15 protein-coding genes are annotated in these 17562 nt (G+C 57.3%); 5 read left to right on the plus strand and 10 right to left on the minus strand.

The genetic code is table 11. The features are described from left to right. Window positions 1-5: 5 nt before the first annotated feature. Genes ABY403_RS00085 through ABY403_RS00105 form a run of 5 tightly spaced genes read right to left on the minus strand, consistent with a single transcriptional unit; the run spans window position 6 to window position 9244 of the window. A complete protein-coding gene (locus tag ABY403_RS00085; protein WP_372837458.1) occupies window positions 6-3002 on the minus strand; it encodes a type III restriction-modification system endonuclease in 2997 nt (998 codons plus the stop codon). Between the two features lie 12 nt (window positions 3003-3014). After that, the gene (locus ABY403_RS00090) at window positions 3015-5072 is read right to left on the minus strand and encodes a site-specific DNA-methyltransferase (RefSeq protein WP_372837459.1); all 2058 of its coding nucleotides are present in this window, start codon (window positions 5070-5072) and stop codon (window positions 3015-3017) included. Between the two features lie 11 nt (window positions 5073-5083). Then, complete coding sequence (locus ABY403_RS00095; RefSeq protein WP_372837460.1) at window positions 5084-5854, minus strand: DUF4391 domain-containing protein; 771 nt, start codon at window positions 5852-5854, stop codon at window positions 5084-5086. Next, window positions 5851-9039, minus strand: coding sequence for a helicase-related protein (locus tag ABY403_RS00100; RefSeq protein WP_372837461.1), 3189 nt, complete (start codon window positions 9037-9039; stop codon window positions 5851-5853). Before ABY403_RS00100 ends, ABY403_RS00095 begins: the two co-directional genes overlap by 4 nt. Window positions 9040-9055: 16 nt before the next feature. Further along, window positions 9056-9244, minus strand: coding sequence for a plasmid-related protein (locus ABY403_RS00105; protein ID WP_372837462.1), 189 nt, complete (start codon window positions 9242-9244; stop codon window positions 9056-9058). A gap of 736 nt (window positions 9245-9980) precedes the next feature. Between ABY403_RS00105 and ABY403_RS00110 the strand changes: the two genes are divergently transcribed. From ABY403_RS00110 to ABY403_RS00120, 3 genes are read left to right on the plus strand one after another with little or no spacing between them, the layout of a single operon-like run. Continuing rightward, window positions 9981-10235, plus strand: coding sequence for a helix-turn-helix domain-containing protein (locus tag ABY403_RS00110; RefSeq protein WP_372837463.1), 255 nt, complete (start codon window positions 9981-9983; stop codon window positions 10233-10235). Beyond that, a complete protein-coding gene (locus tag ABY403_RS00115; protein WP_372837464.1) occupies window positions 10235-11563 on the plus strand; it encodes a type II toxin-antitoxin system HipA family toxin in 1329 nt (442 codons plus the stop codon). Before ABY403_RS00110 ends, ABY403_RS00115 begins: the two co-directional genes overlap by 1 nt. After that, on the plus strand, window positions 11556-12170 hold the full coding sequence (locus ABY403_RS00120; RefSeq protein WP_372837465.1) for a hypothetical protein: 615 nt from the start codon (window positions 11556-11558) through the stop codon (window positions 12168-12170). The genes ABY403_RS00115 and ABY403_RS00120 overlap by 8 nt, the downstream gene beginning before the upstream one ends. A 15-nt stretch (window positions 12171-12185) precedes the next feature. Here ABY403_RS00120 and ABY403_RS00125 read toward each other — a convergent pair whose 3' ends face one another. Genes ABY403_RS00125 through ABY403_RS00135 form a run of 3 tightly spaced genes read right to left on the minus strand, consistent with a single transcriptional unit; the run spans window position 12186 to window position 14021 of the window. After that, the gene (locus ABY403_RS00125) at window positions 12186-12599 is read right to left on the minus strand and encodes a DUF6527 family protein (RefSeq protein ID WP_372837466.1); all 414 of its coding nucleotides are present in this window, start codon (window positions 12597-12599) and stop codon (window positions 12186-12188) included. Further along, window positions 12596-13738, minus strand: coding sequence for a ThiF family adenylyltransferase (locus ABY403_RS00130; protein WP_372837467.1), 1143 nt, complete (start codon window positions 13736-13738; stop codon window positions 12596-12598). Before ABY403_RS00130 ends, ABY403_RS00125 begins: the two co-directional genes overlap by 4 nt. Window positions 13739-13745: 7 nt before the next feature. Continuing rightward, window positions 13746-14021, minus strand: a complete 276-nt coding sequence (locus ABY403_RS00135; RefSeq protein WP_372837468.1) for a multiubiquitin domain-containing protein — start codon at window positions 14019-14021, stop codon at window positions 13746-13748. Window positions 14022-14148: 127 nt separating this feature from the next. On the opposite strand from ABY403_RS00135, the gene ABY403_RS00140 reads away from it, so the two are divergent. Beyond that, window positions 14149-14493: a hypothetical protein gene (locus ABY403_RS00140; protein WP_372837469.1), complete on the plus strand. Its 345-nt coding sequence runs from the start codon at window positions 14149-14151 to the stop codon at window positions 14491-14493. 1 nt (window position 14494) lies between these two features. Continuing rightward, window positions 14495-15064: an ImmA/IrrE family metallo-endopeptidase gene (locus ABY403_RS00145; RefSeq protein WP_372837470.1), complete on the plus strand. Its 570-nt coding sequence runs from the start codon at window positions 14495-14497 to the stop codon at window positions 15062-15064. A 93-nt stretch (window positions 15065-15157) separates the two neighbouring features. On the opposite strand, the gene ABY403_RS00150 is transcribed toward ABY403_RS00145, so the two are convergent. Together ABY403_RS00150 and ABY403_RS00155 are read right to left on the minus strand one after the other, a co-directional pair. Further along, window positions 15158-17038, minus strand: a complete 1881-nt coding sequence (locus tag ABY403_RS00150) for a relaxase/mobilization nuclease domain-containing protein (protein WP_372837471.1) — start codon at window positions 17036-17038, stop codon at window positions 15158-15160. After that, window positions 17035-17370: a hypothetical protein gene (locus ABY403_RS00155; protein ID WP_372837472.1), complete on the minus strand. Its 336-nt coding sequence runs from the start codon at window positions 17368-17370 to the stop codon at window positions 17035-17037. The genes ABY403_RS00150 and ABY403_RS00155 overlap by 4 nt, the downstream gene beginning before the upstream one ends. Between the last annotated feature and the right edge of the window lie 192 nt (window positions 17371-17562).

Here is a 17562-nt window from a genome sequence, read left to right on the forward strand (position 1 = left end):
TTGCATCATTTGGCATGCTCATACTTCAAGACATCGTCGACCGAGGTGGCTTTAACAAACCGCGCCGTACCTTCTTGTTGCGACAGCACCGCAAAGTGGGCTTTCCCGCACGCGATCTTCGCTCCTTCCTTATGCCGGAGGTCGTCCCACCAGCTGCTGCCTTTTGTCTCCACGACAAAGTACAGCTTTTCTTCGCCATCAATCTCGACCAGGATAGCCCAGTCGGGATTGTAAGTGCCTAGGGGGGTCGGCACCTTGAACCAACCCGGCAGCTTCGCGTAAATCTTGATTGCCTCGTTGGCTTCAAGCTCTTCGGCGAAGCGCTTCTCCACGCCGGCCGAATCGTAGACGACGTGCTCGTAGACGGACTTCTGCGTCTTGACCGTATTCTTCAGGTAACCGGTCAGCTCTTCCTGCCTGAATAGTTCTTGCGCGTAATAGTGTTCGTCGCCGATCCGCTGGTAACGAATGCCATCCACAAGAGCGAGGCGCTTTGTGCGGTTGATCGCCTCGACTGCCAGCTCGATGAATTCCTGAGGGTTCTTCTTGAAGTCGTTCAGCCGACGGCTTTCCGTAAGAATCTTGACCAGACTGTGCCGCGTCAGCTGCGTTTTGTCTTGAAGGTCGGTGAGCAGGTCGGGCAGTTGGATGTCTGTCTCATTGATCGCCGTGAATCCGGAAGCCGATGTCTCCCGTGCTTCGACGCCCCCCTTGCCGATCGCAATATCCGCCAGACGGAACTGCGCGCGCGTCTTGGTGATCGGCGGCCCATCGGTGATCGCCCGGGCGCAATCCTCAATCAGTTTCGCGTTGTCGAACTCGACGCGGTAGGTGGTCTTGTGCTTGATCCTCTCCCAGAGTGCCTTGAAGTCCTCACTCTCCAGAATGGCTTCACGGGTACGGATCGTGATCCGCTCGTCGGCGTTCTTGATTTCCAGCTTCCCGGCAAGTTTGCGTAGGATCGCTTTGATGCCGTCTTCCTGCTCCGCGAACTCCTTGGGCAATTCCAAGGTGTCCTCCTTCAGGGCGGTCCGGAGGGTATCCATCACCTTACCCCTGCCATCGAGGAAAGCTTTGTCCTTAAGGTATTTCCAGACCTCTTCCGATTTCTCCACGCCCAGTGGCGATGTCGTGCCGTCGGTTGCGGTCACTGTGAGGGCGGCAAACTGGTGCTTCTCGACCACGCCGAAACGTATGCCGGTGTCGGCCTCGATTTCTTTTTGAAGGTTCTCGGCGAACTGTTCGTAGCTCTCCGTCGCAATGACGGTCAACGTGTTGATATCAAAGCCGCGCAGTCGCTGACCGCTCTGATTGACGCAAAGACGTAGGCCCCGGCCGAGAGTCTGGCGCCGCTCGCGTTCGGTGCCAATGTCGCGCAAGGCGCATATCTGGAATACGTTGGGGTTGTCCCACCCCTCCTTGAGCGCCGAATGCGAGAAGATGAATTTCAGCTTCGAATCAAAGCTGAGCAGCTTCTCCTTTTCCTTCATAATCAGATTATAGGCGCGCTCGGCATTGTCGCGACCGGCCTGATTGCCGTCCTCGGTTTCAGTCCAGCCGCCCTTTTTGTCGATCGAGAAATAGCCGTTGTGGACCTCGTCGGCCTCGACATCCAGATCGACCTTTTCGAACAGGGTCTGATAAGCGGGCTGTCGAGCGAGTTTGCGATACTCCTCCTCGAACATCAGGGCATATTTGCCCTTCACGATATTTCCGCTCTTGTCATACTGACGGTAGAACTCGACGCTATCGATGAAAAAGAGGCTGAGCACCTTCACCTCGCGCTTCTGCGCGGCGAAACGCATCTCCTTGTCCAGGTGCTCTTTGATTGTCCGGCGGATCATCAGTCGTTTCAGGTCATCAGGATTGACGCCGCCAACTTCTTCACCGGGCCTCAGCAGGACCTCCCCTCCCGGCATGCTGAGTTCCATTGACTGGTTGTCTCTGCCGCAGGTGATCGTCCCAATCCGGAAATTCTCGTAGAGGGCGCGCCCTGTTTCCTGCTCCAGGTCGTCGCCATCCTCCACGGTGAAGACTTCGCGGTGCGCCTTGCCACCGCGCAGCACATCGGCCTCGATCTTCGCACTGATCGATCCCCGGACGTTCTGGGTTGATATCAGCTTTACATAGGACTTGTTGTTGCCGCCCTCGACCTCCAGAGATGCGACCTCGATCTGCTTGACCAGCTCACGCTCATAAGCGTCCAGGGCATCCAGACGATAAAGCATGTGGTGTTTGTTCACATGCGTCGCCGAATAGCGCAGCGTGCAAAGCGGGTTCATGGCGTCTAGGGCTTCCTTGCCCTTCCCACTGAGACCGCCGTCAACGCTTTGCGGCTCGTCCACGATAATGATCGGATGGGTGGCGCGCACCAGGTCGATGGGTTTTTCGCCACCGGTCTTCTCGCTCTCCTTGTAGAGGTTGTTCACGTCCTTCTTGTTGATCGCACCGACGGTCACCACCATTATCTGGACGTTCGGGTTGGTGGCGAAGTTGCGCACAGTACCAGGCTTCGAGGAATCGTACTGGAAGTACTCATAGCCCTTGGCCATGGGGTACAGACTTTCAAAGTGGTCGCGGGTGATATCAAGAGTTTTGTACGTACCCTCCTTGATCGCAACCGACGGCACGACAATGACGAATTTGGTGAAACCGTAGCGCTTGTTCAGCTCAAAGATGGTCCGCAGATAGACGTAGGTCTTGCCCGTCCCCGTCTCCATCTCCACGGTGAAGTCGCCACTTGTGAGTGAATCCGAAGGGCGCAAACCGTTGCGGAGCTGAATCTCCCGCATGTTGTCCAAAATCTCATCGTCTAACAGCTCCAGCTTGTTGCCGATGCCAAGCTCACTTTCGGTTACGCCGAAAGTCCCCTGCCGGTCATCGCCTGAGCGGTAGGTGACGGTGAATTCGGTGCGGTTGATCTCCTGGCCTTTGAACAGGTCAACCACAGACTCGATGGCGGTCTGCTGATAGTCGAGGTTGTCTTCAAAATGCAGCTTCATGTGCGCCTCCTCCTACAGGCTGCGCACATGAGCAATGCCGTTCTGCTCTAGAATGGCAGCCATGTTCGTCTTGGCAATATCGTCAGCAAAGGCACTGTCGCGGAACACGACCTGCGTGTCCGCCTCCGGTGCCAACTCCTTGTGCCAGTCCACGATTCCCTGTCCAAGTGCCTCGATCTCGTCCTTGCTAATCGAGGTGTCGAGACAGGCGAACAGTGCGCCGTAGCCGATAGCATGGACCGATTTGCCCAAGATTTTTCGCTCTTCAATCGGAACGGTCAGATCTACACCGCGCTTGAGCAGAAGCTCATAGAGTACATCCTGTTCACTCCGGCCCTCGACAACATGCTCCGCATGATCGAGCAGGCTCTTCTCAAGGTCAGCAACATCCGGGTTCCAAGCGCGAATGTTGCTGCCGTCGAGTTTGAAGACTTTGAAGCCAAAGTCACCAGCATAGCTGACGCTCTCACGAGAAATCCTTGCAGCGGCTCTACGAACTCGCTCTTTACCAATCTCCGCGAGATTAGCGGGAAGTCTTCGGCCAAGACAAAATTCGTAAGCCGCTTTTTGTTCCTTCTTCGTAGGCTCCAAGTTTTCAGGCAGCTGAACCATCATAAATTTGCGATGCTTACCTTCTTCAGCATTAAGCTCTAGAACTGCTTCTGCCATCGTAGCGGAACCAGCAAAAAAGTCTAAAATCAGTCCGTCTTTGTTTTCACATCCTATTTGAACAAGGTACTTCATCAGGTTGACTGGCTTGGGGTAGTCGTAAAAAACCCCTAACCTTCGCAGATATGTTTTCGACTTTTCTGTCGTCCCCATGCCTCGCAGGACGGACAATATATTTCGGGGAAACTCGTTTTGCTTGCGATATCTGACCGCCGCATTTGAGTTAATATAAAACGAAATAGGAACGCCATCCTCAATAACCGGCCTGCAGTCATTTGCGATAAACTCAAGAAGTTTATTCTTATTAGCCATGCCAACATAGATTCTGCACGGTTGAGTAAGTTTATAGTCATTAACTACCATATCATCGAGCTTAACGGGCAAGCCAGATTTATTTTCTAAACCATAAGTAGATTTTATTTCATCAGAAATAAACTTTTCATTCTGCGTAACGTCAAAGAAATTCTGATCCAATTTTTTCGATTTGTATTGCAAGCTTTCTTCAGAACTAGGAAAGCCGACCGGTAGCTCAACAATCGAGGGTGGGTTCTCAGGATTGTTCTTATTTATATTATTATCAGCATAACCTTTCCTCAAGTTGCTGTCTTCAGGTGTATTGGGATCAATCACGCGACCAACTGCGTCATTGCTGTGTTCGACATTCTTATAGTATGCAAGTATATACTCGTGATTTACTTTAATCTTATACTGATTGTCTGTATTTCCTTCGGTATTCCAAATAAATCGTGCACAAAAGTTTTCTTCGCCGAAAACTTCATTCATAAGTATCGAAAGGTTATGCTCCTCGTCATCGCCAATTGAGACAAAGATAATTCCATCGCTGCGCAGAAGTGTACGAGCCACCTTTAAGCGCGGCAGCATCATATTGAGCCAGTTCGTATGATAGCGCCCGGAGCCCTCCGAATTCGATGTCGTCTTGAAGCCATCGACTCCGCGTTGACCGGTGTATCGGAGGTAGGTGTCAAGGTTTTCTTGATACCTGTCCGGATAGATGAACTCGTTTCCAGTGTTATATGGCGGATCAATGTAGATCAGTTTTACTTTTCCCGCGTAGCTCTTTTGTAAAAGCTTCAGGACCTCAAGGTTGTCGCCCTCGATGAAGAGATTTTTTGTCGTATCCCAATCCACGCTCTCCTCTGGGCAAGGGCGCAGTGTTCCCGTCGAAGGGGTAAGCGCAATCTGTCTTGCCTTTTTCTTGCCGTGCCAATTGAGGCCATACTTCTCGTTGCCCTCCGCAACCTCGTCTCCTAGCAACTGACGTAAGGCCTCGAAGTCGATCCCATCCTCACTGAACGCGTCCGGCAAAACGGCTTTCAACGCCTCGATGTTTTCCTCGACGATGTTCAGGCTCTCGCCGTCCTTCTTGTTCAGTGCGTCCATGGCTCGCCCCCTCATAATTCGTTGCGGATCGCCTCGATGCGATCACTCAGTTGCTTGATCCGGGTGTTCAGGCCGACCTGCGTCCCCAGGTTCTTCTCCTTCTTCAGCTTGTTGCGGGTTTCCACTCGCTCCTGCTGAAGCTTGTCCATCTGTCGCAAAGCCTCAAGCCTAACGGCTTTCGGCTTCTCGCCCGCTCCAGTCACGTATCGACCCGAATGGGCACCGCAGTTGAGCGCGATGATGCGGCTCACCGCGTCCTGATAGAAGTCATGCAGGTTGCGGTAGCTGAAATTGGTGATTCGGAAGTCGGCCAGAAACGCCGCCTCGACCGGTAATACTGCAGCCGTGTCGATCCAGCCCGTGTCGTAGGTTGTCTCCACCACGATCTTGTTCGCGTCCGCACGGTTGATGCGCTTGTCGGCGGCGCTCAGCGCCAGGCGGGTCCCGCTGACGAAAAAGATCAGCAACGGATAAGGGATAGCTTTCTGGATCACCGTTGCGATCCGCGTATGCCGTTCGATGGCGCTCAGCACGACCTGAAGGACGGCAATCTCAAGATACTCGTGGGTGTCGTCTTCCAGCTTGGGAATGTTGATGGTGGACGGCTTAAGGGTGAAGCGCCATTCGATGCTCTCGATGTCTTCGACGAAGGCCTTCTTGTCCGCCGCCCCCAGTTGGCCGTGCTCATAGAACTGCTTTTTGAAGATGCGCTTGCCGAGGACGCAGGCCTCAGACACGGCCATGTTCTCGTAGAAATCTTCGACGCTGCGGATCACGGTCATGGCGCGTTCACCACCATGTAGCTGACCACCTCAAAGTCCTCCATGCCTTGGAAGCTGTCCTTGGTCAGGTTGGTGCCGCCCCGGGTGAACAGGCTTTCGACGCCCTTTTCCTCCGATTTGCCGACAATGCTAGCGACGGCCACCTCCAGCAGCGTGCGGTAATGGCTCATGTCCTTGCCGTTCCTGGTCACGGCGTTCTTGCGTGCTATGGCCGCGCTATCGGGACTGCGCTTGCCGTGCCCCTGCTTCTTCAGGATGTCGAGGATCTTCTTGGACTGCACAAAGTTAAGCGGCACGGCACCGTCATCGGCCACATAGGTCAGATAATACGGGGCGAGCGCGTAACCGTCCTCGCGGTTTAGGGGCTTGCCGATATTCTTCAGGCAGAAGATCACGCCGGGCGGCACGCCGTCGAGCTTGAGGGCGGCATCCAGTGAGGCTGCGGCATGCAGACCGGTCGGTGCCCGCTCCAACAGCTGGAGATGATCCTTCATGAAGGCGGACAGGTCCATGCGGAAGTCGTTGAGCGTCAGGTCTGTGATAGAGACGCCGCCCGACAAATCCTCAAGATCGACGACCGTGCTCTGGAGCTGGTGAAGCTGCTTGCGACGGTATTCCAGGTCATTCATTGCCCCGGCCGCGTCCTGTTCGATCACGTTCTCCTCGCCTGTGGCGGAGATATCGAGCAGGACCATCCGGCCGCTCACACGCGCTTCAAGGTTGATGTACTCGTCCAGCTCCATATTGGGCCAGAAGTTGACGAGCTGGATCACCTTGTTTTTGGAGCCAAGCCGATCGATGCGGCCAAAGCGCTGGATGATACGGACAGGGTTCCAGTGGATGTCGTAGTTCACAAGGAAATCGGCATCCTGAAGATTCTGACCTTCAGAGATGCAGTCGGTCGCGATCAGGAGGTCGATCTGATCTATTGCAGACGGGTCGATCTTGTTCCGCTCCTTGGAAACCGGTGAGAATGCAGCGAGCAGACTGTCGAAATGCGTGCTCTGGCCCGGCAAGGTCGTTTTGTTGGTACCGCTGCCGGTGATTTGCGCGGCGTAGATTCCCAGCTCGTCCCGTGACCACGCGGCGATATTGTCGTAGAGATAGGCCGCCGTGTCGGAGAAGGCCGTGAAGATGATGATCTTACGGTTGCCCTGATTGATGGGCGCAGCGCATTTATCGGCGATGAGCTGCCGCAACCTATGAAGCTTGGCATCACGCTGCGCTTCGATCTTGCGGGCCTCGTCGAGCAGCATTTGCAGCTTGGCCCGGTCGTCCTCCAAATCCTGCCGCCAGCGATGCTCATCCATGTCCTTGATGAGGACCTTGACCTTGCGGCCGATCAGATAGTCATCGAACTCCGGCGCGTCGGTTTCGATATCCTCGATCCCCAGCTCTTCAAGGTCCGACGCGCTGTGGTTCTCCAGCTTATCAATAAGCTTCTCGACCTCGGCGAGAAGCTTGCCAAGCGTGATGGCAAAGGAATTGATTGAGCTTTCCATGCGTTTCAGTAGGTTGACGCGCATCAGGTGGATGAGGCTCTGCTCACGATCCACCTGGCGGAAGACGGAGGAGCCGCCCTTCACGGTGATGTCGTATTTGCGGCTGTACTCCTCGCGCTTGTCTGCCCGAACATACTTGAGGGGCGCGTAAGCGCTGAGGTTCAGCTTGCGGATGGTCCTGTTGATCTCGCGCAGCGCCGGAAACTGGTTTTCTGTGTCGATATCTGACTTGATGTTGATCGGCCGCAGGCGTTCGGGAAAGGAACCAATCTCGGCGATGTCGTAATATTTCTCGATATGCTTGCGCGACCGGGCGATCGTTAAAAGGTCCAAAAGCTTGAAGTAGTCGAAGTTCATACTGTCGAGCAACGAATCGACAGTGCGCGCCTCATCGCCGAGGCGCAGCCAGCTGTTAAACCGTGTTTGGGCCTTGCGCAGCGTCTCCTCGATGCTGTTGATCCCCTGATCGGCATAGGCACGATCGATCCCTTCCGTAATGAAAGCGACCTGGTTCTTGAGGTCGTTCATCCGGTTGTTCACCGGCGTTGCAGAAAGCATCAGCACTTTCGTCTTCACGCCTGAGCGGATGATCTCATCCATCAGGCGCGAGTAACGGGTCAGACCTTCCTTGGCGGAGCTGGCGTTGCGGAAATTGTGAGACTCGTCGATGACAACGAGGTCGTAATTGCCCCAGTTCAGGGATTCGAGAATGATTTCTCCGGAACGTCCCTGAAGGCGGGTGAGGTCCGTATGGTTCAGGACATCATAATTAAAGCGGTCCGATGCGAGCAGGTTACGCCGGTCATTGATCGTATAGACTGTCCAGTTATCACGTAGCTTTTTTGGGCACAGAACCAGCACGCGGTCGTTGCGGAGCTCGTAGTATTTTATGACCGCGAGGGCCTCAAATGTTTTCCCAAGACCCACGCTGTCCGCGATAATGCACCCATTGTATTTTTCGAGTTTGTCGATAGCGCCGAGGACGCCGTCACGCTGGAATTTATAAAGCTTGCTCCAGATGGTCGTGTCTTTGAATCCGGTCTTGGATTTGATGATATTTTCCTCGTCGATATCTTCGAGGAAATCCTTGAATAGGTTGTAGAGCGTCAGAAAATAGATGAACTCAGGCGATTGATCGTCCACGAGCATGTCAAGCTGCTTCAGGAGCAGGTCTTTTGCGTCTATGGTGGCAGCGGGATCGCTCCAGATACTCTCAAACCAATCGAGCATTGCCTGCGTGCTGGGCGCGTCCGTCGCGCACATGTTCATGTGATGTCGGTCAGAATCCGAGTACCCCAACCCCGTGCTTGTGAACGATGAGCTGCCCTGAATGCCCACCGCAGCACCGTTCGAGCCGCGCGCCAGAATCACATTTTGCCCGAAGGCGCGCGGGTTGCGCGCCAGCCGAATATCCGCCTTCTCGCGGAGCCACTTCGCACATTCCTTGGCGACCTGCGTCTGATTGAGCTGGTTCTTGAAGCGCAGCTCAAACTCGTCACCCGCTAGCGCCGTGAAGCGTGGCGTGCTTTCTGCATTATCCTGATCGGGACAGAGAAGGAGGCGCGCACCCTCGACGGACCGCAATTCCTTCTTGAGCGTTTCGAAGCCGTAGATGGAAAAGAGCGCCGATACGACGGAGAGCTTTGTGCCGTCCGTGAGGTATTTCCGCAACTCGTCGCCCACTTTCCCATTTTTCTTATTATCCAGGATCATGGGTTTCCAACTTTTTCCCTGTTCCCTGGGCCTCGACATAGCGGCGCATGAAGTCGCGGAGGACCTGCGCCGCAGGCTTATCCTCGGCGCGACAGGCCTGAAGGAAGCGCTCGCGCAGCTCCCGATCGATCCGAATTCGTAACCCAGCGTCTTTCATGGCGAGGAGTGTAGCCAATGGATACACCTCATTCCAGCACAATCAACGGCGGTTGAGCTGCCTATGCCTGGTTCGTCCGGAGCCGTCCGTCGCCTTCACCAGCTGACGGGCGACGGCGGAGCCGGCGAAGCCAAGCCCATCCAGTTACTCCGCGCGAAGGATCGTCACCCGCTTGGGCCGAGACTCTGAAAAGCCCGGCGAGGCAGGCGCTCGGGACTTGGCCTAGAGCCTGACCCGCCGCTCTGCAGGCGGGGCGACCGATAGGAATACGTCCTCCTTGGCGCCCTAACCGACGATAGGCTATGTTCTATATATGTTCTCAAGCAATCGAACGGACAAAATCGCCTATTTCGGCGTCTGGGCCGATAGCGCCCGAGACCGCTCTTACCTGAAGGAGGCCCTGCGCATCTGCGGCGCAGCGGTCGAGCGTTGCGTCGAACAAGACCTGCGCACCTGCCAAGAGACTCAAGCCGCCCTGAACTGGCTGGCTGGGAACGGTCACAGGAGCGCCGTTGTCAAGTTCCGCCGCGCCCTTACGCTCCATAATCCTTTGGACAGAGAAGCGGCCGTCTCTCAGGCACTTGCTTATCTCGCCCGCCAAGCCTCTCGACAAAGCCGCCCAACCACATGACCGTGATACGCACTCGCGTATAGCATGCCTTTATACGCGCTCACGTATATTTTCGTTTCATACGCGAACACGTATATTGACCTTTAATACGCACTCGCGTATATTTGCATCATGGAGGCTGCCATGACTGACCAGATTGCCCGCAACGAAAAACAGCTCGGCGCTATTCTGCGTCGTGCCCGCAAACAAGCCGGCTTTACACAAGGCGCGCTCGGCGACCATATCCACCTGCGCCAAGGTACAGTCTCCCGCCTGGAGGCCGGGGAGCCCGCCGTCCAGCTGCGCACGCTGATGGCGGCCTTGTCCGCCCTCGACCTTGAACTCGTGGTCCGCAAGCGCAGCAAAACCAGCGCTGCCGACATCGAGGACATGTTCTGATGGCACGCCGTCGGGCGCACGCGCCCCTCAATGTCTTCATGAACGGTCGCCTCGTGGGAACCCTACGCCGCGAATCCACCGGCGCGATCGACTTTCAATATGCACGCGAATGGCTTGCCTGGGAGAATACCTTTCCGGTTTCGCTCTCTCTGCCTTTGCGCGAAGATCGCTATATCGGCGCGCCCGTCATCAACGTCTTCGATAACCTCCTCCCGGATAGCGACGCTATCCGCAAGCGCGTCGCCGAACGCGTCGGCGCGGGCGGCACGGACGCCTACAGCTTGCTCACCGCTCTTGGTCATGACTGCGTCGGCGCGCTCCAGTTTCTCCCGGAAGGCATCAACCCCAGTAAGGCCGGCACAGCGGACGGCAAGCCCGTCTCCGACGACGAGATTGCCGCCATCATCAACAACCTCGTCAACGCCCCTCTGGGGATGGGTGAGGATCAAGATTTTCGCATCTCGATTGCTGGCGCACAGGAAAAAACTGCCCTGCTGCGCAAGGACGGACAATGGTTCAAACCTACAGGCACCACCGCCACCACCCATATCCTCAAGCCGCAGATCGGCCAGCTGCCGAACGGCATCGATCTCTCAAACAGCGTTGAGAACGAGTATCTTTGCCTGAAGCTGCTCGCCGCCCTCGGCATGCCGACCGCGCATACCGAGATTGCGGATTTTGGCAACCGCCGGACCCTCATCGTTGAACGCTTCGACCGCCGCTGGACGAATGACGGCCGCCTGCTGCGCCTGCCGCAGGAAGATATCTGCCAGGCTCTCTCCGTGCCGCCCACGCGCAAATACCAGTCCGATGGCGGACCGGGGATGCGTGACATCATCCAGCTCTTAAAGGGCAGCGACACACCGGACCAGGACATCGCCACCTTCATGCGTGCTTGTATTCTGTTCTGGATGCTGGGCGCCACTGATGGGCATGCGAAGAATTTCAGCATCACCCCGGGCCCTGGCGGACGCTTTCGCCTGACTCCTCTCTACGATGTTCTAACTGCACAACCGAGTCTCGACGCCGGCCAAATCCAGCAGAAGCAATTCAAGCTGGCCATGTCCGTCGGCAAGAACCGCCACTACCCCGTCGACAACATTGTGCCGCGTCATTTCATGCAAACAGCCGAGCTGGCGGGGGTCGGCTTACCGCTGATGCGAATGATCTTCGAAGACCTTGCCGCGAGCGCCGAAAAACAAACCGATGCCGTTTTAGACGCGCTGCCTACAGGGTTTCCCGATCAACTCGCTACGTCAGTCAGGGCAGCAGTCAAGAGCCGCACCCGACTTCTTGGCGATCTGTCTGAGGAGCCTGTAAATGCATAATCCGGGACGCAGAATCGCTCTTCTCGGGTGGGGTTCGTTATTGTGGGACGAACGGCCCGATTTCGATGAATACCATGAGCCCTGGCAACTCGACGGACCGGAGCTACCGCTGGAATTCAGCCGTGTCTCGTCCTCACGCAAAGGCGCGCTGACGCTCGTCGTCGACAATGTGAATGGCGCGCTTTGCCGCTGCGCCTACGCTCTTAGTAAACGCGGCGACCCCGTCGATGCCATTGCCGACTTACGCTCCCGGGAAGCGACTGTGATGCGGCACATGGGAATCTATTTCCGCGACGGCACGCGGGAGGGAGAACCCGAGGTGCCAGCAACCATTCCGCCTTGGGCCAATCGGCTGGGTATTGACGTTGTGATTTGGACAGGCCTGCCCAGCAACTTCGAGGAGGTGGTGGGAAGCCCATTCTCCGTCGAAAACGCAGTCCGGCATCTTAAAGAGCTGCCAGCCGAGACAATGACCGGCGCCGCGAAATATATCTGCCTGGCGCCGGCACTAGTAGACACGCCGCTGCGTCGCGCGCTCCAGGCCGAGTGGTGGTTCGTCAATCAATCCACCGCAGAGACCCCGGGCGCTCCTGTTCAAAGCGAATGAGCAGAGAGACGTGCCTCATCGACCGAACCATCTGCCGATCTTCGTCGCAATAGCACCCACCATGCGGGCGAAGAAGCCCTGCGGCTGAGGGGCCATCGCCTCGACGTCACGTCGATCGCGAGATTTCACCGCCGCAATCCGCTCCGCCGACATTACTGCCGCCCACTGCACGCGGTTACCGCTGATCCAATAGTGAGACCGGCAGGGAAAGCTCCAGCTGCCGACCGAAGGACTGAGGGATATGGCTCCGTCACTCTCAATAAGCCGCCACTTCGCAGGGTTCAGGGGCGTGACCACCTCCAGCCCACAGCCACAGCAGCACAGATGCGAGGCCGTCGAATATCGCTTAGAAATGTACAGGACGCCCGGCGCAAGATTTTCGGGAATGAATTCTACAAATTCAGGTTTTATCTGGCCGAGCCGCGTCATTTGCTGCCTTCATAAATTATACTGCCTGCAGCGATGCTGAACCCGGTGTAATGTTGTTCGCGCGTATCCTGATAGAAGCCAAACAGCTTTTTCCACTGGATGACCGCGATTGCCGCATTAAACGCGTTCAACTCGGCGATCTGGATGTTGCTGGCGTACTCGTTCGCCCCACCATCCCCGTCCGCGTATGAGATATGCGGCGCCGCCTTCTCATGCGTCTTCGCTGTGCAAGTTGTCGCACGGACGATCCCGCCGAGCCGTCCTTCGACAAGCACGACGCCCATCCCTACCTCGACAAATGGAGTGTCGTTGGCAACGAGGCGTTCGACGATCTTCTCCTTGATCGGCCCGCGATCGGCGCAAAGGAAGATAAAGTCGAGGCCGTCCAGCAGGGGGAGGTTATCTTCATCCATATAGACGTCATGGGCGATAATGCCGTTCCGCATCTTCTCGTAGATACCCCGGAAGTACGCGACCTTCGCAGGCTTGGTCGCTAGATCTTCCTGCCCCGGCGCGCCCGGGGATCGGAACGCGTTGTGTTGCGAGAAGACGTCGCCATCGAATAGATGTAACTCCGCCACGGGCGTCTTGGCTACGAGGTCCAGGACATAGCTTCCAGTGCCACCAAGGCCGATGATTCCGATCTTCTGGCCGGCGACCTTTTCGTTAACCGCACCGATGCCGGCCCGGCTCGTGGCCGTATCGACATACTTAAAGACCTCGCCGTCCCCGTCCGCGAGAATCGTTGGAAAGGTCTGCGCCGTGGCATTCGGATCAATCTTCGTCGCTTCGCCGGTGATGCGTCCGAGATAGGTAGTGATCTTATGGTGATAGTCGCGGTACTTCGCCTTGGCGGAAAAGGTGAAGTCGGCCTTAACGCCGCTGCCAAACTGCTGGGGTGCCGCGCCATTTTCGATGGACGCTATTTTCCGACCGTCGCTGTGGCACGGGTGTTCTCCAGTCCAGAACGCCCGGTGATCGCCGGGCGTTCTGGTGACGTCGTCGGACATTTCCAGGGTGGAGATAAGGATGCCGTCATAGCGGACGACAGCCTGGGACGTGACATAGGGCACGTTACGAATGAGAAGGTATCCGCCCCAGATTTCGAGGTCGTAGCCTTCGTTCTGAAGGCGGAGCAAGTCCGCGCTACGAGCGATTGGTCGGCGTGACATCGAACTCCATGCCCTCCTTGGCCTTTACGGATTGGCCCTCGACAAGAGAACCGGCCGGTTTATTGTCATTGCCGCGCGTGTACTGGATGGTGAACTGCACGCCGTCGCCGTTGGGCGGGTTTTCGAAAGCAAGCGCGATGACTTCCGCGAAGGTCAGGTCGTCGTTCTTGGGAACCGTCTTCTCGCGCCCGTTCACGACGATCGTCACGGTCTTCGGTTCGGGCTTGGGGTGTTCTTCAGGCTTGGCCATCATTGATCCTTTCTGGCTAGAGCGCCGGTTGAGAGGCCGATTGCGAATCTGCAACTGGTTTGATAATATCAAGAGACCAAGTGAATTGCAAGTTCGCAATTGATTGCGAACTCTCAACGGAGGGGACATGACCGACAGGTTCGACAACGAGGCTTTTTTTGCGGCCCTTAACGCCGCGCGACTCAGCCGTCAGAAAACGTGGAAGGAGGTGGCGGCCGAAGCTGGCATTAATGCATCCACCCTGACCCGCATGAGTCAGGGTGCTAAGCCAGATGTGAACGGGCTCGCGGCGCTTTTGGCGTGGTCGCATCTAAAGGCCGAGATGTTTATCAGGGGCACCGACGCGACCGAATCTGAGCCCATCGCCAGGATTACAGCGCTACTACGTGCCGACCCCAAACTAACTTCTGACAAAGCCAAGCTTATGGAAGATATTGTCGTTAGCACTTACAACAGACTGAAGGATAGCTGAATTGGGGTTTCGGCGGGGGTTCAAGGCGGAAGCAAACCGCATCGCACTGCGAGTTCGTCAACAGATGGACTTGGCGGCACATGCGCCGATTGATCCCGCCGCTGTCTGCGCTCATTTCGAGATAGAGCTAATCGACCTGAGCGAACTGGAACCCGACAGCCCTTTTCTTGGTAAGCATCAAGATGCCTTCTCCGCGGTCACCGTGCCGCGCGGCCTTGCCACTGCGATCGTCCATAATGACCGCCATCACCCGTACCGGCAGCGCAGCAACATCTGCCACGAGCTGGCCCATTGCTTTCTGGGCCATGAATATGCGGCCCCTCTTCTCGAGAACGGTGACCGCTCGCGCGATAGTGGCATCGAGGCGGAGGCAAATTTCCTTGCAGGGGTGTTGCTGATTACCAATGAAGCCGCCAATAAGATCATGCTCGATGGCCTGTATCATCAGGCCCAAAACCTCTATGGAGTTAGCAAGCCGATGCTGGATTTCCGCTTGCGTGTGAGCGGCGCACAAACAATCCACCAGCGTCGCATGGGCAGTGCTCGGAGATCGTCACACGTGGGGTCCTGATCGGGCTCCAAGTCGCCAAGTCAGTCCATCTTTGACCGGCTCTCCCCCGGCCATGGCCTGAACCGAAATAGAGGACTTCAAGAGCAACGGCAATCATCGCTCCCGCTCAAAATCATCGTCCCGCCCACGTCGCCGCGAGCGCGTGTGCTCGCTCCTGCGCTCGGCACGAGAAATGCGTTTCGGCTCGACGGTTCCCTCATCTCCGCCGTTATCCCCGTCACCCCCATCACGCGCCGCCTCGCGAAACTGATCCGCGAGCGGCAATTCCGTCCAGTGGGGTTCGGGCGCTGCCTGGGATCGCGCAGCCGTCGTCTCATCCGCCGACACCTCGGCTTGGCGTTGTCGGGTGCGCTGCCGACGGCGCACGGTATCGTCACCACCACGGCGCCCGCCACGAGTGCTCTCACCTTTGCCGTTCTTCTCAATGATCGTCCCCTCTGAAGAATTCGTTACGGCCGCCCCGAACGCTTTACGCAAGGCACCGCGATCATCAGCATCCTGCCGATCGACTGTGACGTTGCTCTCCTGATCCTGACGACGATCATCATGACGATCACGCGCACGGTAACGATCCTTTGCTTTGTGCGGCACAGCCGATCGACCCTTCGGCTTCAGCGCCAGATTGAGTGCCGGCATATGGTCATGCCCCTGGCGCTGCTGAATGCGTTCTTGTTTGTGCTGCGCCACCTCATAGCTTTTCAGTTCCCGCGCCTCGATTTGCGCCAGTGCCCGGACCTCCCGCGCCGCATCGATCGCCTGCAAGGTATGCCGATGCTCCAGTACGCGCCGTGCCTCCGCCTGCGTCTCTCGGAGCGCCTCTTTCTCCTGTTGGAAGACGGCATGGCGTTGCGCATCACGATGTTTGTGAAGCTTGTTAATGACGAAACTGACGCCCGTGACCCGGCCTAGAAACGCCGCAAGACCTGTCGGCTTCGCAGCGGCGCGGGCCTGTTTCACCCGTCGGGCATCATCCAGATAGCGCGTGCGCAACTGTCGCCGCGCCGCCAGCTGCCCTTGCAAAAGCGCGCCAACCTCCTGCCGATGCCGCGCCTGCATCGTGGCCTGCGCCGCCTCGATCTTCTCCCTACGGCTTGCTTGCGCTGCTTTCAGAAGGTCGAGCTTCTCGGCGTCGCGTCCGGATTTGACAAAATCCTCCCGCGCCTGGCGGTGTGATGCCACCAAAGCCTTGGCCTCATCCACGGTGGGCAAAGTCTCCGGCGGGAAATCCCGCTCCAGGAAAGCGCGGATGTCTTTCGTGCGGATGCTACGGTCATCGATCAGTTTCGGCAGCGCATTCATGTTGCCGTAGAGATCGACCAGCACATAGGGCCGGCTCCCAGTGGCGAGCACGTAGCCCATTTCTTCCAGCGCCCGCACAAACGCGCGCGGACTGTCGCTGCGCTTCCACGCAGCGGTGACGGCAGCCATGCGATCTTCTTTGGTGAGGCCGGAATTGCGCTCCTGCTGCGTCTCGTAGAGCGACTTCTTGCGCCTAGCATCACCGCCGTGCTCATAGCCGGCAGGAAGGGTCAGCCCATGATCGCGGGCGAACTCCCGCGTGACCATCATCAGCTTGTCATGATCGAAGGGCTGGTGGATGGCCTTGCCAGCCTGCGCATCGATGCGGGACCAGACGATATGACAATGCTCGCGCCCCTCCTTGATGTGGAACACCAGGGCGCGGGGCTGACCCGTCAAGCCGAGGGCTTTTTCAACGCGCTCGGCATAGTCGCGGTACTGATCGCGGCTGAGCTGCCCCTGACCGAGATCGGGATTGACCGACAAGCTGTAGAGGTAATTCCGGCACTTGGTTAGGGAATGCGCGATCGCCTCCCATTCGGCGAACGCGCCGTGCAGGTCGTCGGCGACCGCGCCGCGCACCTCTGCCAGCTCGACATATTCATTGTCGTGCGCGTTGAGCAGATGGGTGGCGAGATCCTGCCCGCCGGCACGCTGGCTCGCCTTGGGGATCATGGTTTTCGCCCCAAGGCAGCGAGACAGGCGGCGCGGATTTCGCGAAGGTCGCGAAGGGCTTCTTCGAGCAGCGCGGCGTCGAGATCAGCATCGACGCCGACCGCCCCCAGGCGGTCATGCAGGCGCGCGGTTTCGGCAAGAAGGCGCGCGACTGTCTGCTGCTCGACGGGAGCCCGCCGGGTCTGGCGCGGCGCATCCTGGTCGAAGACGGCTTGGGTGATGAAGGCATTGACGGACAGGCCGGAGGCCTCGACACGCGCGCGAAACGCCTCCCGCAACGCGGTGGGCGGGCGATAGGATATCGGTGCAGCGCGTGTCTCTTTCTCCGTCATGCATCAACACGTAGCCGCATTGATCGGCACCAGACCGCGCGCAAACCGCGCTTGCCGATCCGTCTTCGACTGGCGACACACCTGTCGCAGCCGCCGCCGGGTCCAGGGGCGCAGCCATGCCCCTGGTCGATGGGATCGCAAAGGGAGAGCAGACATCTCGCCTTTGCTCGAAGCCGGTGCCGAAACACCGGT

The organism is Phaeovulum sp. (assembly GCF_041596715.1).
Classification (GTDB): domain Bacteria; phylum Pseudomonadota; class Alphaproteobacteria; order Rhodobacterales; family Rhodobacteraceae; genus UBA6213.